Raw genomic sequence first — 17,333 nt, 5'->3', positions numbered from 1 at the left:
TCGGTCAGTGGCCGCGTCGGCGCAGTGCCGCGGTGGTGAGTTCCGTCGGTGTCCAGCCGCCGTCCTCCGGGTTGAGGGTGCGGCCCGGGGGCACGATCGCGTCGATGCGGTCGAGCACGTCCTGGGTGAGGCGGACGTTCACGGCGCCCAGTTGGCTTTCGAGCTGCTCCATGGTGCGGGGGCCGATGATGGCGGAGGTCACGCCCGGGTGTTCGGTGACGAAGGCCAGGGCGAGGTGGATCAGGCTGATGCCCGACTCCTCGGCCAGGTGGGCGAGTTGCTCGACGGCGTCGAGTTTGCGCTGGTTGGCCTCGGTGGACAGGTCGTAGCGCTTGGCCCAGCGGCCGGCCCGGCCGGTGGTGTCGATGTCCTGGCCCTTGCGGTAGCGGCCGGTCAGCCAGCCGCCGGCCAGCGGGCTCCACGTGGCGGTGCCCATCCCGTACTTCTGGCAGGTGGGCAGCACGTCCGCCTCGATCTCGCGGGCGAGCAGCGAGTACGGGGGCTGTTCACAGACGAAGCGTTCGCGGTGGCGGCGTTCGGCGGTCCACTGGGCTTCGACGATGTGGTGGGCGGGGAACGTCGAGCTGCCGAGGTAGCGGATCTTCCCGGCCCGGACGAGGTCGGTGAGCGCGCCGAGTGTCTCGTCGATGTCGGTGTGCGGGTCCGGGCGGTGGACCTGGTAGATGTCGATCCAGTCGGTGCCGAGGCGGCGCAGGCTGTTGTCGACCGCCTGGTGGATCCAACGGCGGGAGTTGCCGCGGGAGTTGGGGTCGGCGCCCATGGGCGAGTGCACCTTGGTGGCCAGCACCACGCGGTCCCGGCGGCCCGACATCGCGAGCGCCTTGCCGACGATCTCCTCCGACTCGCCGCGCGAGTAGGAGTCGGCGGTGTCGATGTAGTTGACGCCGGCCTCCATCGCCCGGTTCAGGATGGCGATGGAGTCGGTGGCGCTCCGGTTGCCCCAGGACCCGAACATCAGGGTGCCGAGGCAGAGTTGGCTGACCCGGATCCCGGTGGAGCCGAGGTGTCGGTACTTCATGCGGTGACCGCCTGCTGCGCCGCGGACCGGCCGGCGATCAGGGCGGCGACGCGGTCCGGCTTGTCGTAGAGGAAGTAGTGGCCGCCGGGGAGGTACTCGACCTCGACGGGGCCCGAGGTGTAGGCCGCCCAGCGCGGCAGTTGCTCGGTGTGCGTCATCCCGTCCTCCCGGCCCGCCAGGACGTGCACGGGGACGCTGATGCGGTGCGGCGGGTCGGCCGGGGTGTAGGCGTGCACCATGCGCTGGTCGTTGCGGATGATGTGCAGGAAGCCCTCGGCCATCGCCCGGCTGAGCCCCCTGGGGACGCCGCCGACCGCGCTCAGCTCGGCGAACAGCTCGTCGTCGGGGAGTTTGGCGACGCGCCTGCCCCAGTCGGTCTGCAGGTGCGGGGGGTTGCGGCCGGAGACGATCAGCGTGCGCGGGGTCTTCAGGCCGCTGCGTTCGAGGTGGCAGACCAGCTCGTAGGCGATCAGGGCGCCCATGCAGTGGCCGAGCACGAGGAACTCGTCGCCGTCCAGCCGGTCGACCAGCACGCCCGCCAAGTCGACTGCGGCGTACGGGAGTTCGGTGGCGAAGGGCTCGGAGCGGCGGGTGCCGCGGCCGGCGGGTTCGAGGGGGACCACCTCGATGCCGGCGGGGAAGGTGCGCTGCCAGGGCCGGAAGACGCCGGCGGAGCCCCCGGCGTGGGGGATGCAGAACACCTGCGTGCGCGCGGGGGCCACGGTGTCACCCTGCCTTTCTCGGCGGGTCGGGGTCGGGGAGTGGTGTGTCACTTGTGCTGTGCGGTCAGCGAGAGCGGGACGACGGAGACCTGCGCGGGCTGCTCGCTGCGCAGCAGCAGTTGCCGCAGCGCGTCGTGCAGGATGGCCTCGGTGACCAGGACCGGCTCCGAGACGTGCACCTCCAGCTCGATCCGGGGCTCGCCGTCGTCGCCGCGGGTGACCTTGGGGACGGCGCGGGCGACGCCCGGGATGCTCTGCGCGGCCTGCCGGATCGTGAACAGCGAGACCTTCTCGCCGCGGACGACGACGAAGTCCGACAGCCGGCCCCGGTAGTGGAGGTAGCCCGCGTCGTCCAGGCGGAACAGGTCGCCGGTCGCGATCAGCCCGGGCTCCAGCAGGGGCTGGCGCACGGACGGGCCGACCTTGCGCAGCAGCGCGGTGTCGGTGGCCACCAGCAGCTCGCCCACGCCGTCCCGGTCCGGCTCGCGGACCGTGACGCCGACGCCGTCCAGCGGCAGGCCCACGGAGGCGTGCCGGTGCGCCGGTTCGCGGTGCGCGGCCAGGGTGGCGACCCGGGGGCCGGCCTCGGTGAGCCCGTAGGTGAGGTACAGCTCGCCGCCGGGGTTGAGCGCCAGCAGGCCGGCGACGTGCCGGGGGTCGATCCGGTCGCCGCCGACGGCCAGCGAGCGCAGCGGGGCCGGCAGCCGCTCGCCGGCCTCGACGAGCTGGCGGGCGATGGTCGGGGTGATGGAGGAGGACGTCACGCCGTGCCGGGCGACGCTCTCGCGGTAGCCGGCCGGGTTGAACGGCGGGCCGGAGACGACCAGCCCGGCGCCCGTCACCAGGGCGGTCATGGCCTGCGCGACGATCGCGTACGAGAAGTAGAGCGGCAGGGTGATCAGCAGCCGGTCGTCGGCCCTGGTGCCGACCGCGGCGGCGTGCCGGCGGGCGTTGCGCAGCAGCGACCCGATGTGGTGCAGGCAGGCGCTGAACATGCCGGACGTGCCGGAGGTGAGCATCAGGACGTGGCCCGGCGCGTACCCCCCCGGCGCCTGGGCGCCCGGCAGGTGGACGGCCTGCTGGCCGCCCACCCGGTGCGTCCGGGCGGCGCCGTAGCGGGCCGGGTCGATGCGCGCGGCGATCAGCGCTCCGGCGCCGAGGTGCTCGGCCAGTGCGGCGATCCGGGCGGACGGGGTGGACGGGCTGACCGCCAGCGGGACGCAGCCGCCGAGCAGCACGGCGAAGTACTGCTTGAGCAGGTGGGTGCCGTTGGCCAGGGCGATGACGACGGGCGTCCCCTCGCTCAGGCCCAGGCGCGCGAAGTCGGCCCTGACCGTGTCGAAGTCCGGTTCGTCGGACGCGGCGCCGGGGCGGCCGAGATCCACGGTGCGGGCCAGCAGCGCGACGACGTCCTCGTGGGCGACGCCCGGACCGGTGGCCAGAGTGCGAGCAGGCATGAGTGATCCCGGTTCAGCTGGTCGGGGCAGCCGGGCGGACCGGCGCCGAGAGGCGGATGAGGTCGGGCGCCGGGTGCGCCTCGGCGGCGTCGGCGGACCGCAGGACCGCGCACCGGACGGCGTGGGTGTCGCCCTTGCGCTGGTGGGTGCCGACCAGGACGTGGCGCGCGGTGCCCTGCTCCAGCCAGCTCGCGGCCAGGTCGAGGGCGGTGGGCAGTGCCGCGGCCGGTGGCATGGACAGGGTGAGCGACGGGCCGCGGAAGCCGTCGCGGATGCAGGTCAGCCCCGCGAGCGAGCCCGGGTTGGCGCCGGCGAACTTCAGCGGCGACAGGCGCCCCCTGGGTGTGGCCCGGGCGATCAGGCGCATGGTGTCGAGCGTGCAGATCTCGCTGACGGTGATCACGCCCACCAGGTCGCCCGCCGCTGCCAGTTCGCTGTCGCAGTCCGCCACGGCGGCCCGGCAGACCCCGGACATCAGCCAGGCCAGCGGATCGGCGAACAGCGAGGAGGAGTTGCGGGAGTACTGCTCGGGCGCCTCCGTCACGGTCTCGGCGTACCCGACGACGGCCAGCGCGGGGCGGGTCCGGACGTCACTCATGGTCGCTCCCGGGGACGGCGAGGACGAGCGCGGTGTTGAAGCCGCCGAAGCCCAGGGTCAGGCTCAGGCCGCAGCCGCCCGCGACGGGCAGCGGCCCGCCAATCGGCAGGGGCAGCGGGAAGCCGTCCATCGGGCTCTCCAGGCAGTGCACGGGTGGCACTTGGCGGTCGGTCAGGGCCTTGATCAGGGTGATGGCCTCGATGGTTCCGCAGGCGCCGAGGCTGTGGCCGAGGGCGCCCTTGGTGCCGAAGACCACGGGGCCGTCCGGCCCGGTGCCGAACAGCGAGCGGAGGCTGGTGGCCTCCACCTCGTCGTTGACGGGGGTTCCGGTGCCGTGCGCGCTCACCACGGCGATGTCCCCGGCGGTCAAACCGCCGGCCGCCAGCGCCCGTTCGACCGCGAGGCGGATGCTGCGGCCGCTCGGGTCCGGCGCGGTCATGCCCGCCGCGTCGTTCGCGGAGCCCGCGCCGCGCAGCTCGGCGTGCACCCGGGCGCCGCGCCGGGCGGCGTGCCCGGCGGATTCCAGGACCAGGACGCCGGCGCCCTCGCCCAGCAGCATGCCGTTGTGCCGGGCGTCGAAGGCGCGCAGGGACTCGGGGCTCATCGTGCCGAGCAGCGAGTGCCCCAGCCGCTTGGCGGCCGTCACGACGTCGACGCCGACGCACACGCAGATCTCACGGCGCCCCGAGCGGATCAGCTCGGCGCCCATCAGGACGGCGTCCGAGCCGGCCGAACAGGCGGTCGTCACGCAGAGCGGCGTACCGGCGAAACCCGCCAGGGCGGCCGTGTCGCGGGCCCAGGTGTAGAGCGAGGGCAGGTCGGGGTCGTCGAGGTTCCCGGCGTAACTCGTGCCGAGAATCAGCTCGGCGTCGAAGCCGTCCCAGGAGGGGATTCCCGCGTCGGCGAGCGCCGAGTACACCGCGCGGGCGGCGAGTTCGCGCTGCCGGACATGGGGAGGCGCGTCGACTGGAACGCTCGTCACGACGGCCGCGAGAAGGCTCCGGAGAGGGACGCCGGAGGGAAGTTCGGAGATTCCCGACTCCCCCTTGAGGAGGGCAGTCCAGACGTCGTCGACGGAATTGCCGAGAGGTGTCTCCCAGCCGATCCCCGTCACGACCGGGGCTGACGAACAGGTGCCGGTCACATCGCTCCATCCATGCGTCGCACGCCCTGCGGCGTGCTTTGTGAGAGGGCGTTTCGTCAAGCGGCGGCCGGTGCGGCCAGCAGCTTTTCGACGAGAGCGGTGGCGGCGGCGACGGTGGCGAAGTTCTCGGGCGTGAACTCCTCGTCGGAGATGGTCACCTCGAAGGCTTCTTCGAGCTGGACGCGGAGTTCGACGAATCCGATGGAATCCACCCCGAAAACGTCCCGCAGGCTGTCCTGCTCGCCCATCTGATCCACCGGGACCTCGACGTAGACATGCGAAACGAGAATCTGCTTGATGGTGTCGGAAACGGACACGGAAAACACCTTTCAGTGAGTGTGTTCGGGCATGGTGGAGAAGGCCGGAAAACGGCCTCGGAAAGCGATTTCTCTTACTTCGACCGGTTGGTGCGCTGGGACAGTGCGGCGCCGGCCAGGATCACCATTGCCCCCACCGGCTGGTGCCAATCGATGCTTTCGCCGAGCACCAGCACACCCGCGACGGTGGAGACGATCGGCACCAGGTACGTCACCATCGACGCCACCGTGGCCCCGGCGTCCCGCACCAGGCCGTACTGGATGAGGAAGGCGATGCCCGTCCCCAGCGCGCCGAGGACGACGAGCGACAGGGTCGGACCGGGCGGGAACGCCTGCGGCAGCGAGGTAATCAGTGGGGTGACCAGCGCCAACTCCACCGCACCGGCGGACAGTTGGGCCGCGCACAGGGCCGCGCTGGAGTGCCCGGAGTCGGTGAGGAAACGGCGGACGTAGACCCAGCCGGCGCCCATGCTCAGGGCGGCGGCGAGCGCCAGGCCCGCGCCGACCGGGTCGCCGGCGTCGATGCCTTTCCAGATTCCGAACACCACGAGGACACCGAGGAAACCGACGGCCATTCCCGCCAGCCGGTTCCGGGTGGGCCGTTCGCCCGGAAGTGCGCTGACCGCGACGAGCAGCGTGAACAGCGGCGTGGTGGCGTTGCAGATCCCGGCCAGCGCCGAGGTGATGCGCTCCTCGGAGTAGGCGAAGAGCGTGAACGGCAGGGCGTTGAGCAGAAACGCGGCCGCGCCGAGGTGCAGCCACAGGCCCGGCCGGCGCGGCAGCGCCTCGCGTTTCACCGCCGCCACCGCCAGCATCGTGATCGCGCCGAACGCGACCCGGGCAAAAGCGACCTGGAGCGGCGCGAAAGCCTCCCCGCTCACCTTCACGAAGAGGAAACTGAGGCCCCAGACCAGCGCCAGTGCGGCGAATCGGATCCGCCAGTCGAGGCGGGGGCGGGACCCGGGAGCCGAGCCCCCGTCCGCTTCGGCGATCACGGAAGGCGATGCCGCATCCGCGGGGCGGGGACCGGGAGCGACAAGCGGTGACGCCGAACTGCTGCTCCCGCCTTTGGACTTGGAGAACATTGCGTCCATGACCATCAGTATGTGATCAATAACAGATCCGGGACAAGCGAGTTTTCCTGAGGTCTGTTTGCAGCAGAATTTCATCATGCTCACTTTGGACAGACTTCGCACGCTGCAAGCAGTGGCAGCGCACAGTTCGGTCAGCAAGGCCGCCGTCGTCCTGCACCTGACGCCTTCGGCGGTCTCCCAACACCTGCGCAAGCTCGAACAGGAGACCGGTCATCAGCTGGTGACGCGCACCGGCCGCGGCATCCGGCTCACGCCCACGGCGGAACTGCTGGTGGACCGGGCCCGGCAGATTCTGGCCCTGGTCAACGAGACCGAGGCGGAACTCCAGTCGTTCAACGACCATCCGGTCGGGCAACTCACGCTCGGGGCGTTCCCCACGGCCGCGCGCGGCGTGATACCCGGGGCGCTGCGGATTCTCGCCGAACGGGCGCCGCAACTGAAGGTGATCGTCCGGGAGTTGGACCATGAATCGCCCCGGACCCAGGTGGAGTGCGGCGAGTTGGACGTCGGCATCGTGCAGGACTGGGAACACATGCCGATCTCCTGGACGGCGAGCGTGGCGAAACGACTGCTGATGGAGGACACGGCGCGGGTGGCGATGCCCGCCGACCACCCGCTCGCGAAAAGCCCGGTGGTGCACAGCAGCGAATTACTCGGGGCGCCCTGGATCAGCCGCTCCCAGCGTTCCACCTGCCACGCCTGGCTGATGCACACCATGCGCGAGCACGGCGCCGAGCCGCGGATCGCACACATGGTGTCCGAACATCCCACCCAACTCGCCCTGGTCTCGGCCGGGGTGGGGCTCGCCATGGTCCCCAGCCTGGGCCTCGGCCAGCTCGCGCCCGGGGTCGTGACCCGCCCCGTCGAACCGGCGCTCACCCGGCGGATCTACGCGGTGTGGCAGCCGGAGGTGGTCCGCCCTTCGGTGCGCGCCGTGGTCGAGGCGCTGGCCGAGACCGCCGCCGGCCTCCCCGTCTGACGCCGTCCCGGAGCGCTTCCCCTGTTCGGGGCCCTGAACGGGGGAGCGAGCCGAGGACCTCGGTGATCAGGACAGGGACGCGAGGAAGGGCGACACCGCTTCGAGGAACGCGTCCGGCGCGGCGTGGTGGATCAGGTGCCCGGCGTCGATGGTGACGAGTGTGCCGCCGGGGATCCGGGCGGCCAGCTCGGCGACGCCCTCCTGGGAGATGTGACTCGACGGGCCGCCGGCCAGCACCAGGGTCGGCGCGGTGATCTCGCCGAGCCGCTCCAGCCAGCGGGGATCCGGCCGGTCGATCTGCCGGCGGACGGGCGCCACCAGCTCCCAGTCGAAGGAGAGTTCGCCGTCCGGCCGGGCCGGGAGGTTCGCCGTCCGCGGCCGCGGCACCGGCACGTCCTCCAGCACCAGAGCGCGGACCCGTTCCGGCTGCCGCTGGGCGAGCAGGTAGGCCACGATCCCGCCCATCGAGTGCCCTACCACATCGACGGCGCCGAGCCCGAGCGCGTCCAGGAACCGCAGCACATCGGCCTGCATCAGGTCGAGCGAGTAGTGGGCCGACCGGTCGCTGCGGCCGTGGCCGCGCAGGTCGAGGGCGTACACCCGCCGGTCACGGGTGAGGGCGGGCGTCACCTCGTCCCAGCTGCCGGCGTTCTCGCCCAGCGCGTGCAGCAGCACGAGCGGCCGGGCCTGCGCCGGGCCGGACACCCGGTAGGACAGCCGGATCCCGCCGACGTCGACCGATTCCTCGTCAACCATGGGGGGAGGATACGGGAGCACCGGCCGCGGGGTCGGCCCCGGCCGGCTCGGCGGTGGTCTCGGCGGCCGCCCGCCAGACCTCCGCGGCGAGGTCCAGCATGCCCTGGAGCTGCGCCTCCGCCGCCAGGTTCCGCAACCGCACGGCCGCCGTGGCGTCGCCGCGCCTGATCCGGATCTGCTCGTGCAGCATCTCCAGCCGCACCCGGTCGCGGAAGTTCAGGTGGCCCAGACCGGCCCGCGCCCGGTCGGAGAGCTCTGCGGCGACCCCGTATTCGCCTCGCGCGTAGGCGAGTTGGGCCTGCAGGAAGGTGTACTCCTGCTCGTGCTTGGTGCTGCCCACCAGGTCCAGCGCGGGCCGGACGGTGGTCAGGTGCTGCTCCGCCTGCTCCAGCCGCGGCGGCAGTGCCTGGAGGGCGAGTGCGGCGGCGGCCAGTCGCAGCCGCATCCACAGCGTCAGGTCGTCGCGGCTGTCGAGCTCGGCCATCGCCCGGTCCAGCAGGGCGGCGGACTGGGCGTGGCGGCCGAGCCGGGTGGAGACGGTGGCCATGGTCCACAGCGCCTCCGCCGCCAGCGGTCCGCGCTCCGGGCCGAGGTTCTCGCAGGCCTCGGAGCTCAGCCGCAGCGCCTCGGTGAGGTCGCCGAGTTCCGCGACGACGGCGGCCAGCAGCAGTTGGCAGCGGACCACGTCCGGGCCGCTCAGCGAGGCGTCCAGGCCGACCCGGCGGCCTTCCAGCGCGGCGACCCGGGCGTCCTCCAGCCGGCCCAGGTCCCGCAGGCAGCGGGCGAGTTGGAGCCGGGAGTAGACCTGGAGGACGGCCTGGCCGAGCTCGTCGGCGAGCTCGACCAGGGTGGTCAGCGACGCGTACGCCGCCTCCCGCTCGCCCTTCGCGATGAGCAGCTTGGCCAGCTGCGCGTGCGCCTGCCAGCGCAGGCCCGCGTCGGCGTCCGCCGCGTGTGCCAGTGCGGACTCCAGCCGCGCCTGGGCGAGGCCGGAGTCCGCACTGGCGGAAGTGAGGACGGTGGCGAGCACATCGATGATGTCCGAAGGATCGACCGTGGAGAAGGCGTCCACCGACACCTTGAGGCGCTCGGCCAGCAGGGCCACGGCGCGCTCCGTCGGCGGGCGCGCCCCGGATTCGAGGCGTGACAGGTAAGCGGCCGACATGCCGGGCCCGGTGAGCTCTGCCTGGCTCTTCCCCTGCTGTTGCCGCAGCTGCTTCAGTCGGCGACCGAAAGATGGCTGAGCCAGCATTTTTTCCGTCTCAAGTGATCAGTGCATTGCCTAACAGTCAATCGCAGTCTGGCAAGCAATTTACTGTTCAGTCAAGTCAACGGCACCGACCATTCACACGCCGGTCAAGCCGACGCGGCGCGGGGTGTTCCGCGCGGGGCGTCGGCTACGGCCACTCGATCGAGTCGGGTGCGGCCAGGACGGGCTTCGGGCCAGTGGGGGACGGCGCGGCCTGACGCGCGTCCAGGAGGTAGCCGCACCCCACGGCGGCAGTAACGACTAAGGCGGTCAGGGCAGTCAGGACGTACTTCAGCGGGTTGCGCACGGGTTTGCTCCTTGTCTCGCCGCGGCCCTCGGATGATCGGCTCGCGGTCCGGCCGGCTCTCCGCCCTCTCGGCGGTTACCGAACGGGGTGGCGCGATCACGGTAGCGGCCGCCCCGGGCTTTGGCAAGTGTTGACAACGCTTGACAAGCGATCTTAGGTTGCCATGTGTTCCGGTCGGTACACGTCAGCTCCGGCATGCCGCCACAGCAGGCATTCCAGGCGCGCCGACCAGTGCGAAGGCCGCGGCCGCGCCACAGCGCACAGGCCGCCAGGACTGCGAAGCGCCACTGGTCCGACCAGTTTTCCATTCGAGAGCGGGGAATTCAGGCATGCCGAAAAGTTCCGCCGGAAACTCTGCCGAGAGCACTCTGCTGAGTGTTTTCGCCGGTTCTGTGGAGCGGTACCCGGAACGCGTCGCGGTGAAGTGCGGGAACCGCTCGCTCACCTACGCGGAGCTCGACGAGCTGTCGACCGGGCTCGCCGCCGAGATCCAGGAACGGACCTCCTGGCCCGACCGCCCGGTGGCGATCATGCTGGAACGGTCGCCCGAGATGGCCGTCGCCGCCCTCGCCGTGCTCAAGACCGGCGCCTCCTACGTCCCGCTGGACCCCGCCGCACCGCAGGCCAGGCTCCGGACCATCCTGGAGGACGCCGCCCCGACCCTGGTCCTGACCACCGAGGCGCTGGCCCCCGCGCTGCCCGCCGACCAGGCCGTGCTCGCACTGGACCGCCCCGGGCGCGAGCCGGCCGTCAAGCCGTTCCGGCCGCCCACGATCGACGCCGGCACCCGCGCCTACCTGATCTTCACCTCCGGCACGACCGGCCGGCCGAAGGGCGTCGAAGTCACCCACGGAAACGTGGTCCGGCTGTTCCGCGAGACCGAACCGCTCTTCGGATTCGGGCCCGAGGACGTCTGGTCGATGTTCCACTCCTTCGCATTCGACTTCTCCGTCTGGGAAATGTGGGGTGCGCTGCTCCACGGCGGATGCGTGGTCGTCGTCCCCGGCGACATCGCCAAGGACCCCGCGCGATTCCGGGAACTGCTCCGGGACGAGCGGGTGACCATGCTGAGCCAGACCCCCACGGCATTCGGCCAACTCGTCGCGGAGGAACACCGGTTCGCGGACAGGCTGCCCGTGCGGTGCGTGGTCTTCGGCGGGGAGGCGCTCAAGTTCTCCGACCTCGGGCCGTGGATCGAGAAGTACGGCGACGCGGCGCCCGAACTCGTCAACATGTACGGCATCACCGAGATCACGGTGCACGCCACCCACCGCCGGGTGACCGCGGCCGACCTCGGCGAGGAGCGCAGCCTGATCGGCCGTGCGCTGCCCGACCTGGAGATCGCACTGCTCGGCGAGGACCTCGCGCCGGTGGCCGACGGGGAGACCGGCGAGATCGTCGTCACCGGCCCCGGCGTCGCCCGCGGCTACCTCGGCCGCCCCGAACTGACCGCCGAACGGTTCATCACCTTCACCGGCCCGGGCGGCGAGCCCGTGCGCGGCTACCGTTCCGGCGATCTCGCCCGGCGGCTCCCCGACGGCGACCTCGAATACCGCGGCCGGCGCGACGACCAGGTGAAGATCCGCGGCTTCCGGATCGAACTCGGCGACATCGAAGCCGCCCTCGCGTCCTTCCCCGGCACCCGGCACGCGGCCGCCGCGGTCAAGGAGGTCGGCGGCGAACGGGAACTCGTCGGCTACCTCGTCCCCGCGGACGGCCCCGGCCTCGACGAGGCGGCTCTGCGCCGGCACCTGTCCGGGATCCTGCCCGCCTACATGGTCCCGGTGGCGTTCCAGGCGCTCGACGAGTTCCCGATGACCGTCAACGGCAAGCTGGACCGCGCCGCGCTGCCCACCCCGGGCACCTCCGGCGCCCGCACGGCGGCCGGAAGTACGGCGCCCCGCTCGCTGCGCGAGGAACTGCTCTGCGAACTGTTCGCCCAGGTGCTCAACCAGCCCGCGGTGCGCGCCGACGACGACTTCTTCGCCCTCGGCGGCCACTCCCTGATGGCGATCCGGCTGGTCAACCGCATCCGCGCCGTGCTCGGCCTGGAGGTCGCCGTCAAGGACCTCTTCGAGGCGCGCACCCCCGCCGCCCTGGCAGCCAGGGCCACCGACGGCGCGACCCGCCCGCCGGTGACCGCCCGCACCCGCGACGGCGAGGCCCCGCTGTCGTACGCCCAGCGCAGGCTGTGGTTCCTCCAGCAGGTCCACACCGGCAGCGCCGCCTACCACATCCCGCACGCCCTGCACCTGACCGGACAGGTCGACGTCGCCGCACTGCACGAGGCCCTGCACGACGTCGTGCGGCGGCACGAGGTGCTGCGCACCGTCTACCCGGACCGCGACGGCACCCCCTACCAGCGCATCCTCCCCGCCGAGCAGGCCCGGCCCGAACTGAAGGTCACCGACACCACCCCCGAGCGGCTGGACGAGGAGGTGACGGGCGCGGCCCGGGCCGCCTTCGAGCTGACCGCCGACCTCCCGCTGCGCGCCCAACTCTTCGTGCTCGCACCGGAGAAGAGCGTGCTGCTGCTGGTCCTGCACCACATCGCGGGAGACGGCTGGTCGCTCGAACCGCTGCTCCGGGACCTGGCCCTGGCCTACACCGCCCGGCTCGCCGGCCAGGCCCCCGACCGGGAGCCGCTGCCCGTCCAGTACGCCGACTACGCGCAGTGGCAGCACGACCTGTTCGGCGCCGAGGACGACCCGGAGAGCCTCTGGTCACGCCAGATGGGCTACTGGACCGAGGCGCTGCGCGACGCCCCCGACGAGCTCGAACTGCCCACCGACCGCCCCCGCCCCGGCACCTCCGACTTCGCCGGCGCCATGGCGCACTTCGCGCTGGACGCCGAACTGCACACCGCGCTCGCCGACCTGGCCCGCCGCACCGGCAGCACCGTCAACATGGTGCTCCAGGCCGCCGTCGCGGGCCTGCTCACCCGGCTCGGCGCGGGCACCGACATCCCGATCGGCAACGCGGTGGCCGGCCGCACCGACGACGCGCTGCACAACCTGGTCGGCTTCTTCGTCAACAGCCTGGTGCTGCGGGCGGACACCCACGGCGACCCGAGCTTCGTCGAACTGCTGAACCGGATCCGCACCGTCAACCTGGCCGCGTTCGACCACCAGGACCTGCCGTTCGAGCGGCTGGTCGAGGCGCTCAACCCGACCCGCTCGGCGAGCCGCCACCCGCTGTTCCAGGTGATGGTGGCCGCGCAGAACAGCATCCCGGACGACTTCGCGCTGCCCGGCCTCTCCGTCACCGCGCACCCCGTCACCAGCGGCGCCGCCAAGTTCGACCTCTCCTTCAAGTTCGACGAGCGGCGCGGCCCCGGCGGCGAACTGCGCGGCGTCACCGGCGCCCTGGAGTTCGCCACCGCACTGTTCGACCAGGAGACCGCCGAGTCGATCGTCGCCCGGCTCACCGCGCTGCTGCGCGCCGTCGTCACCGACCCCGGCATCCGGCTCGGCCGGATCGACCTGCTGTCCGGCGAGGAGCACCGGCTGCTCGCCGAGTGGAACGACACCTCCGCCACGCCCGTGGGGACCGCCGGCACCGTCGAGCTGATCGAACGACAGACGGACCGGACGCCGGACGCCGTCGCGCTCGTCCAGCGCGACCGGCGCTGGAGCTACCGGGAACTCGACGAACGGGCCAACCGGTACGCCCACCGGCTGCGCGGCCTCGGCGTCGCCCCCGACAGCCGGGTGGCGCTGTGCCTGCACCGCGGGCCCGAGGCCGTCGCCGCCATCCTCGGCGTCTGGAAGGCGGGCGCGGCCTACGTGCCGCTCGACCCGGACCACCCCGCGGAGCGCCGGGCGTTCATGCTCGCCGACAGCGGCGCCCAGGTGCTGCTGACCGAGGACGGCCTCAGCGACGACCTCGAACTGCCGGACACCGTACGGCTGTTGCGGGTGGACGACGACCCCGCGCTGGAGGCGGCCGCCACCCACCGGCCGGCCCCCACGGCCGGGCCGCGCAACCTCGCGTACATCATCTACACCTCCGGATCCACCGGCATGCCCAAGAGCGTGCTGATCGAACACCGCGGCGTCGCCGTCCGGCTCGCCGACGTGATCGACCGCTTCGCGCTCACCCCGGCCGACACCAGCCTGCAGATCACCGCGCTGGGCTTCGACCCCTCGGTGCGGGAGCTGTTCGCCCCGCTGGCCGTGGGCGCCACCGTGGCGCTGCTGCCCGCCGAGGGCGCCAAGGACCCGCAGACCGTCCTCGCGGAGATCCGCTCGGTACGGCCCACGGTGATCCTGTTCATCGTCCCGTCCCTGCTCGAAGCGGTACTCGCCCAGGACGCCGACCCGGCCGAGTTCGCCTCCCTGCGGCTGGTCGGCACCGGCGGCGAGGCGCTGCGCGCCCCGGAGGCCGGCGCGCTGCTGGACACCTGGGGCTGCGAGGTGATCAACCAGTACGGGCCCACCGAGAACACGATGATGTCGTGCGTCCACCACCTGCGGCCCGCCGACCTGACCGGCCGGATCCCGGTCGGGCGACCGCTGTCGCACACCCGGGTGCACATCCTGGACGAACACCTCAACCCGGTGCCGCCCGGCGTCACCGGCGAGATCTACCTCGCGGGCATCGGCGTCGGCCGCGGCTACCTGGGGCGCCCCGGCCTCACCGCCACCCGGTTCGTCGCCGACCCGTTCGGCGGCCCGGGCGAGCGGATGTACCGCACCGGCGACCTCGGCCGTTGGCGCCGGGACGGCTGCGTGGACTTCGTCAGCCGGGTCGACGGGCAGGTCAAGCTCCGCGGCTTCCGGATCGAACTCGGCGAGATCGAGGAGGTGCTGGCCGAACACACCGCCGTCTCCCGCGCCGCCGTGATCGTCCGCGAGGACCAGCCCGGCGACCGGCGGCTCGCCGCGTACGTGGTGCCCGCCGACGGCGCCGCCGCGCCCGGCCCCGACGAGCTCCGCGACCACCTCGGCGGCCGGCTGCCCGACTACATGGTCCCCGCCGCGTACGTGGTGCTCGACGCCCTGCCGCTGCGCGGCAACGGCAAGCTCAACCGGGACCAGCTGCCCCGCCCGTCCGTCACCTCCACCGCCGCCGCCCGCGCGCCGCGCAGCCCGCGCGAGGAAGTGATGTGCGAACTGTTCGCCGAAGTCCTGGGCGTTCCGCACGTCGGCATCGACGACGACTTCTTCCAGCTCGGCGGCCACTCGCTGCTCGCCGCCCGGCTCATCTCCAAGGTTCGCGCCGCCCTCGGCCTCGAACTCTCCATGCGCAGCTTCTTCGAAGCCCCGACCGTGGCCGGCCTCGCCGAACGCGCCGGCGTCGACAACGGCGCCGAGGCCCTGGAAGTGGTGCTGCCGCTGCGCACCGGCGGCGACCTGCCACCGCTGTTCTGCATCCACCCCGGCGGCGGACTCGCCTGGAGCTACTCCAGCTTCATGAAGTACGTGCCCGCCGGGATGCCGTTCTACGGGATCCAGGCCCGCGGACTGCTGCACCCCGACGACATGCCGGCCACCGTCCGCGAGATGGCCACCGCCTACGTCGAGGAGATCCGGCGGATCCAGCCCGAAGGCCCCTACCACCTGCTCGGCTGGTCGTTCGGCGGCATCGTCGCCTTCGAGATGGCCACCCAGCTCCGGGCCGACGGACGCGAGGTCGCGCTGCTCACCCTGCTGGACTGCTTCCCGGGCGTGCCCGACCACTACCGGGTCAACGAGCAGAACATGGTCGCCGCCCTGCTCGACCCGGAACGCCCAGGCGTGGTGCCGCAGGCCGGCTCCAAGGAGATCACCGACGTCCTCGACGTGCTCAAGCAGGACACCGGTGCGCTCGCCAGCCTGACCGAGGACCAACTGGTCGCGCTGCTCACCGCGATGTCCCACAACCGGCACATCGTCAAGGACCACCGGCCGGACCGGTTCGACGGCGACGTGCTGTTCTTCCTCGCCACCGAGGGCCGCAACGACGGCGCGCCCATGCCGGAGGTCTGGGAGCAGTACGTCGGCGGGCAGGTCCGCTGGCACGCCGTCGAGACCACCCACACCGCCATGAACCAGCCGCAGTCGCTCGCGCAGCTGGGACCGATCCTCGGCGCGGCCCTCGCCGAACTCACCGCTGCCGACCGCAGCCACACCCAGGGGAACCCACGATGACGAATCCTTTCGACGACCCGGACGGCCGCTTCCAGGTGCTGACCAACGACGAGGGGCAGCACTCGCTGTGGCCGGTCTTCGCCGAGGTCCCCGCCGGCTGGACGGTGACGCTGCCGGCCACCGGCCGGGACGACTGCCTGGCCTGGATCGAGGCCAACTGGACCGACCTGCGGCCCGCCGGCCTGGTCGCGGCGTCCGCCGGTGTCGCGGCAGCTGCCGGTGTCGCGGCGTCCGCCGGCGTCGCAGCGGCCGCCCGTGCGGAAGGGAACTCCGCGCGATGAGGGGCGACTTCGCCGTCCTGAGGAACCGCTCGGTGCGCGCGCTGCTCGCGGCCCGGTCCGTCTCGCTGCTCGGCAACGCAATCGCCCCGATCGCGCTCGCCTTCACCGTGCTGCACCTGCCCGGCGGCTCCGCCTCGATGCTGGGCGTCGTGCTCGCCGCCCGGATGCTCAGCCAGGTGACGTTCGTGCTGCTGGGCGGCGCGATCGCCGACCGGCTGCCGAAGCTGCGGGTGATGGTCGGCGCCGACCTGGCTGCCGGACTCACCCAGGGCCTGGCCGCCACCCTGGTGATCACCCACCACGCCACGCCGTGGATGCTCGCCGGGTTCGCCGCGCTGTCCGGCGCGGCGACGGCGATCTTCGAGCCCGCCTCGCGGGCCGCGATGCCGCAGCTGGTGTCCGACGACGCCCTGCAGTCCGCCAACTCGCTGCTGAAGCTGTCCATGCGCGGTGGCAGCATCCTCGGCGCGGCCCTCGGCGGCGTGCTGGTCACCGCGATCGGCTCGGGCCCCACCATGGCGGCGCCCGCGGTGACCTTCCTGCTGTCGGCGCTGGCCCTGACGGGCGTGAAGATCACCCACGCCCCGGCGGAGACCGCCGCCGCGCCCACGCTGATCCAGCAGATCCGCGAGGGCTGGCGGGAGTTCACCGCCCGGCAGTGGGTCTGGGTGATGGTCACCCAGCTCTCCTACGTCAACGTGCTGCTGGCCGGCACCTTCTACGTCCTCGGGCCGGTGACGGCCGACCGCTCGCTCGGCGGGGCCGGCGCCTGGAGCGTGGTGCTGATCGCCCAGGCGATCGGCTTCATCGTGGGCAGCGCGATCGCCATCAAGGTCCGGCCGCACTTCCCGGTCCGCGCGGCGGCACTGCTCACCATGGGCTTCCCGCTGTCGGTGCTGCTGATGGCCACCGGGGCGCCGCTGGCCGCGGTCGCCGCGGCGACCTTCCTGGCCGGCGTCTGCATCGACGTGTACGAGGTCCTGCTGGACACCTCGCTGCAGAAGCACATCCCGCCGCACGCGCTGTCCCGGGTGATGTCCTACGAGTCGCTCGGCTCGTTCGCGCTGGTCCCGCTCGGCATGGCCGGCGCCGGTCCGGCGGCGGACGCCCTGGGCCTGCGGACCTCGCTGTACGGCGCCGCCGTGCTGATGATGCTGGCCGGCCCCGCCGTCCTGCTCCTGCGGTCGGTGCGCACGGTGACCGACCTTCCCGAGACCAGCCGCGCGGCCGCCGTCGGCACGCCGGCAGAGGTGAGCTGA

Annotated in this window: 13 protein-coding genes; 4 read left to right on the top strand and 9 right to left on the bottom strand. The window is 72.5% G+C overall.

Translation table 11 applies throughout. The features are described from left to right. Positions 1-4: 4 nt before the first annotated feature. From ACIHEI_RS05580 to ACIHEI_RS05550, 7 genes are all read right to left on the bottom strand, one after another. Positions 5-1,039: an aldo/keto reductase gene (locus ACIHEI_RS05580; protein ID WP_396605722.1), complete on the bottom strand. Its 1,035-nt coding sequence runs from the start codon at positions 1,037-1,039 to the stop codon at positions 5-7. Continuing rightward, positions 1,036-1,761, bottom strand: coding sequence for a thioesterase II family protein (locus tag ACIHEI_RS05575; RefSeq protein WP_396605721.1), 726 nt, complete (start codon positions 1,759-1,761; stop codon positions 1,036-1,038). The genes ACIHEI_RS05580 and ACIHEI_RS05575 overlap by 4 nt, the downstream gene beginning before the upstream one ends. 47 nt (positions 1,762-1,808) lie before the next feature. Next, entirely contained in the window at positions 1,809-3,218 is a 1,410-nt protein-coding gene (locus ACIHEI_RS05570; protein ID WP_396605720.1) for a class I adenylate-forming enzyme family protein, read from the bottom strand. A gap of 13 nt (positions 3,219-3,231) precedes the next feature. Then, positions 3,232-3,816 carry a beta-ketoacyl synthase N-terminal-like domain-containing protein gene (locus ACIHEI_RS05565; protein WP_396605719.1) on the bottom strand — a complete coding sequence of 195 codons (585 nt, stop codon included), beginning with the start codon at positions 3,814-3,816 and terminating at the stop codon, positions 3,232-3,234. Then, positions 3,809-4,930 (bottom strand): beta-ketoacyl-[acyl-carrier-protein] synthase family protein, encoded by a 1,122-nt coding sequence (locus ACIHEI_RS05560; protein ID WP_396605869.1) that lies wholly within the window; start codon positions 4,928-4,930, stop codon positions 3,809-3,811. Before ACIHEI_RS05560 ends, ACIHEI_RS05565 begins: the two co-directional genes overlap by 8 nt. Positions 4,931-5,016: 86 nt before the next feature. Then, complete coding sequence (locus ACIHEI_RS05555) at positions 5,017-5,277, bottom strand: acyl carrier protein (protein ID WP_396605718.1); 261 nt, start codon at positions 5,275-5,277, stop codon at positions 5,017-5,019. A 74-nt stretch (positions 5,278-5,351) separates the two neighbouring features. Further along, positions 5,352-6,272 carry a DMT family transporter gene (locus tag ACIHEI_RS05550; protein ID WP_396605717.1) on the bottom strand — a complete coding sequence of 307 codons (921 nt, stop codon included), beginning with the start codon at positions 6,270-6,272 and terminating at the stop codon, positions 5,352-5,354. A 175-nt stretch (positions 6,273-6,447) separates the two neighbouring features. Between ACIHEI_RS05550 and ACIHEI_RS05545 the strand changes: the two genes are divergently transcribed. After that, the gene (locus tag ACIHEI_RS05545; RefSeq protein WP_396605716.1) at positions 6,448-7,350 is read left to right on the top strand and encodes a LysR family transcriptional regulator; all 903 of its coding nucleotides are present in this window, start codon (positions 6,448-6,450) and stop codon (positions 7,348-7,350) included. 66 nt (positions 7,351-7,416) lie between these two features. Here the strand turns inward: ACIHEI_RS05545 and ACIHEI_RS05540 are convergent, their stop codons facing one another. Further along, positions 7,417-8,106, bottom strand: a complete 690-nt coding sequence (locus ACIHEI_RS05540) for an alpha/beta fold hydrolase (RefSeq protein WP_396605715.1) — start codon at positions 8,104-8,106, stop codon at positions 7,417-7,419. After that, a complete protein-coding gene (locus tag ACIHEI_RS05535; RefSeq protein ID WP_396605714.1) occupies positions 8,099-9,358 on the bottom strand; it encodes a helix-turn-helix domain-containing protein in 1,260 nt (419 codons plus the stop codon). The genes ACIHEI_RS05540 and ACIHEI_RS05535 overlap by 8 nt, the downstream gene beginning before the upstream one ends. A gap of 696 nt (positions 9,359-10,054) precedes the next feature. Here ACIHEI_RS05535 and ACIHEI_RS05530 point away from each other — a divergent pair. The 3 genes from ACIHEI_RS05530 to ACIHEI_RS05520 are packed head-to-tail and all read left to right on the top strand — an operon-like array spanning position 10,055 to position 17,333. Then, a complete protein-coding gene (locus ACIHEI_RS05530; RefSeq protein WP_396605713.1) occupies positions 10,055-15,793 on the top strand; it encodes an amino acid adenylation domain-containing protein in 5,739 nt (1,912 codons plus the stop codon). Then, entirely contained in the window at positions 15,790-16,074 is a 285-nt protein-coding gene (locus ACIHEI_RS05525; RefSeq protein WP_396605712.1) for an MbtH family protein, read from the top strand. The genes ACIHEI_RS05530 and ACIHEI_RS05525 overlap by 4 nt, the downstream gene beginning before the upstream one ends. Further along, entirely contained in the window at positions 16,071-17,333 is a 1,263-nt protein-coding gene (locus ACIHEI_RS05520) for an MFS transporter (RefSeq protein ID WP_396605711.1), read from the top strand. The genes ACIHEI_RS05525 and ACIHEI_RS05520 overlap by 4 nt, the downstream gene beginning before the upstream one ends.

Source organism: Kitasatospora sp. NPDC051984 (assembly GCF_044593455.1).
Taxonomy (GTDB): domain Bacteria; phylum Actinomycetota; class Actinomycetes; order Streptomycetales; family Streptomycetaceae; genus Kitasatospora.
Note: the sequence above shows the minus strand (reverse complement) of the source record. Positions and strands in the feature narration are given on the sequence as shown.

Excerpts from the sequence above, each read along its gene's own strand:
- ACIHEI_RS05580 (WP_396605722.1), bottom strand. The coding sequence starts at position 1,039 with ATGAAGTACCGACACCTCGGCTCCACCGGGATCCGGGTCAGCCAACTC.
- ACIHEI_RS05570 (WP_396605720.1), bottom strand. The coding sequence starts at position 3,218 with ATGCCTGCTCGCACTCTGGCCACCGGTCCGGGCGTCGCCCACGAGGAC.
- ACIHEI_RS05565 (WP_396605719.1), bottom strand. The coding sequence starts at position 3,816 with ATGAGTGACGTCCGGACCCGCCCCGCGCTGGCCGTCGTCGGGTACGCC.
- ACIHEI_RS05545 (WP_396605716.1), top strand. The coding sequence starts at position 6,448 with ATGCTCACTTTGGACAGACTTCGCACGCTGCAAGCAGTGGCAGCGCAC.
- ACIHEI_RS05540 (WP_396605715.1), bottom strand. The coding sequence starts at position 8,106 with ATGGTTGACGAGGAATCGGTCGACGTCGGCGGGATCCGGCTGTCCTAC.
- ACIHEI_RS05535 (WP_396605714.1), bottom strand. The coding sequence starts at position 9,358 with ATGCTGGCTCAGCCATCTTTCGGTCGCCGACTGAAGCAGCTGCGGCAA.
- ACIHEI_RS05525 (WP_396605712.1), top strand. The coding sequence starts at position 15,790 with ATGACGAATCCTTTCGACGACCCGGACGGCCGCTTCCAGGTGCTGACC.
- ACIHEI_RS05520 (WP_396605711.1), top strand. The coding sequence starts at position 16,071 with ATGAGGGGCGACTTCGCCGTCCTGAGGAACCGCTCGGTGCGCGCGCTG.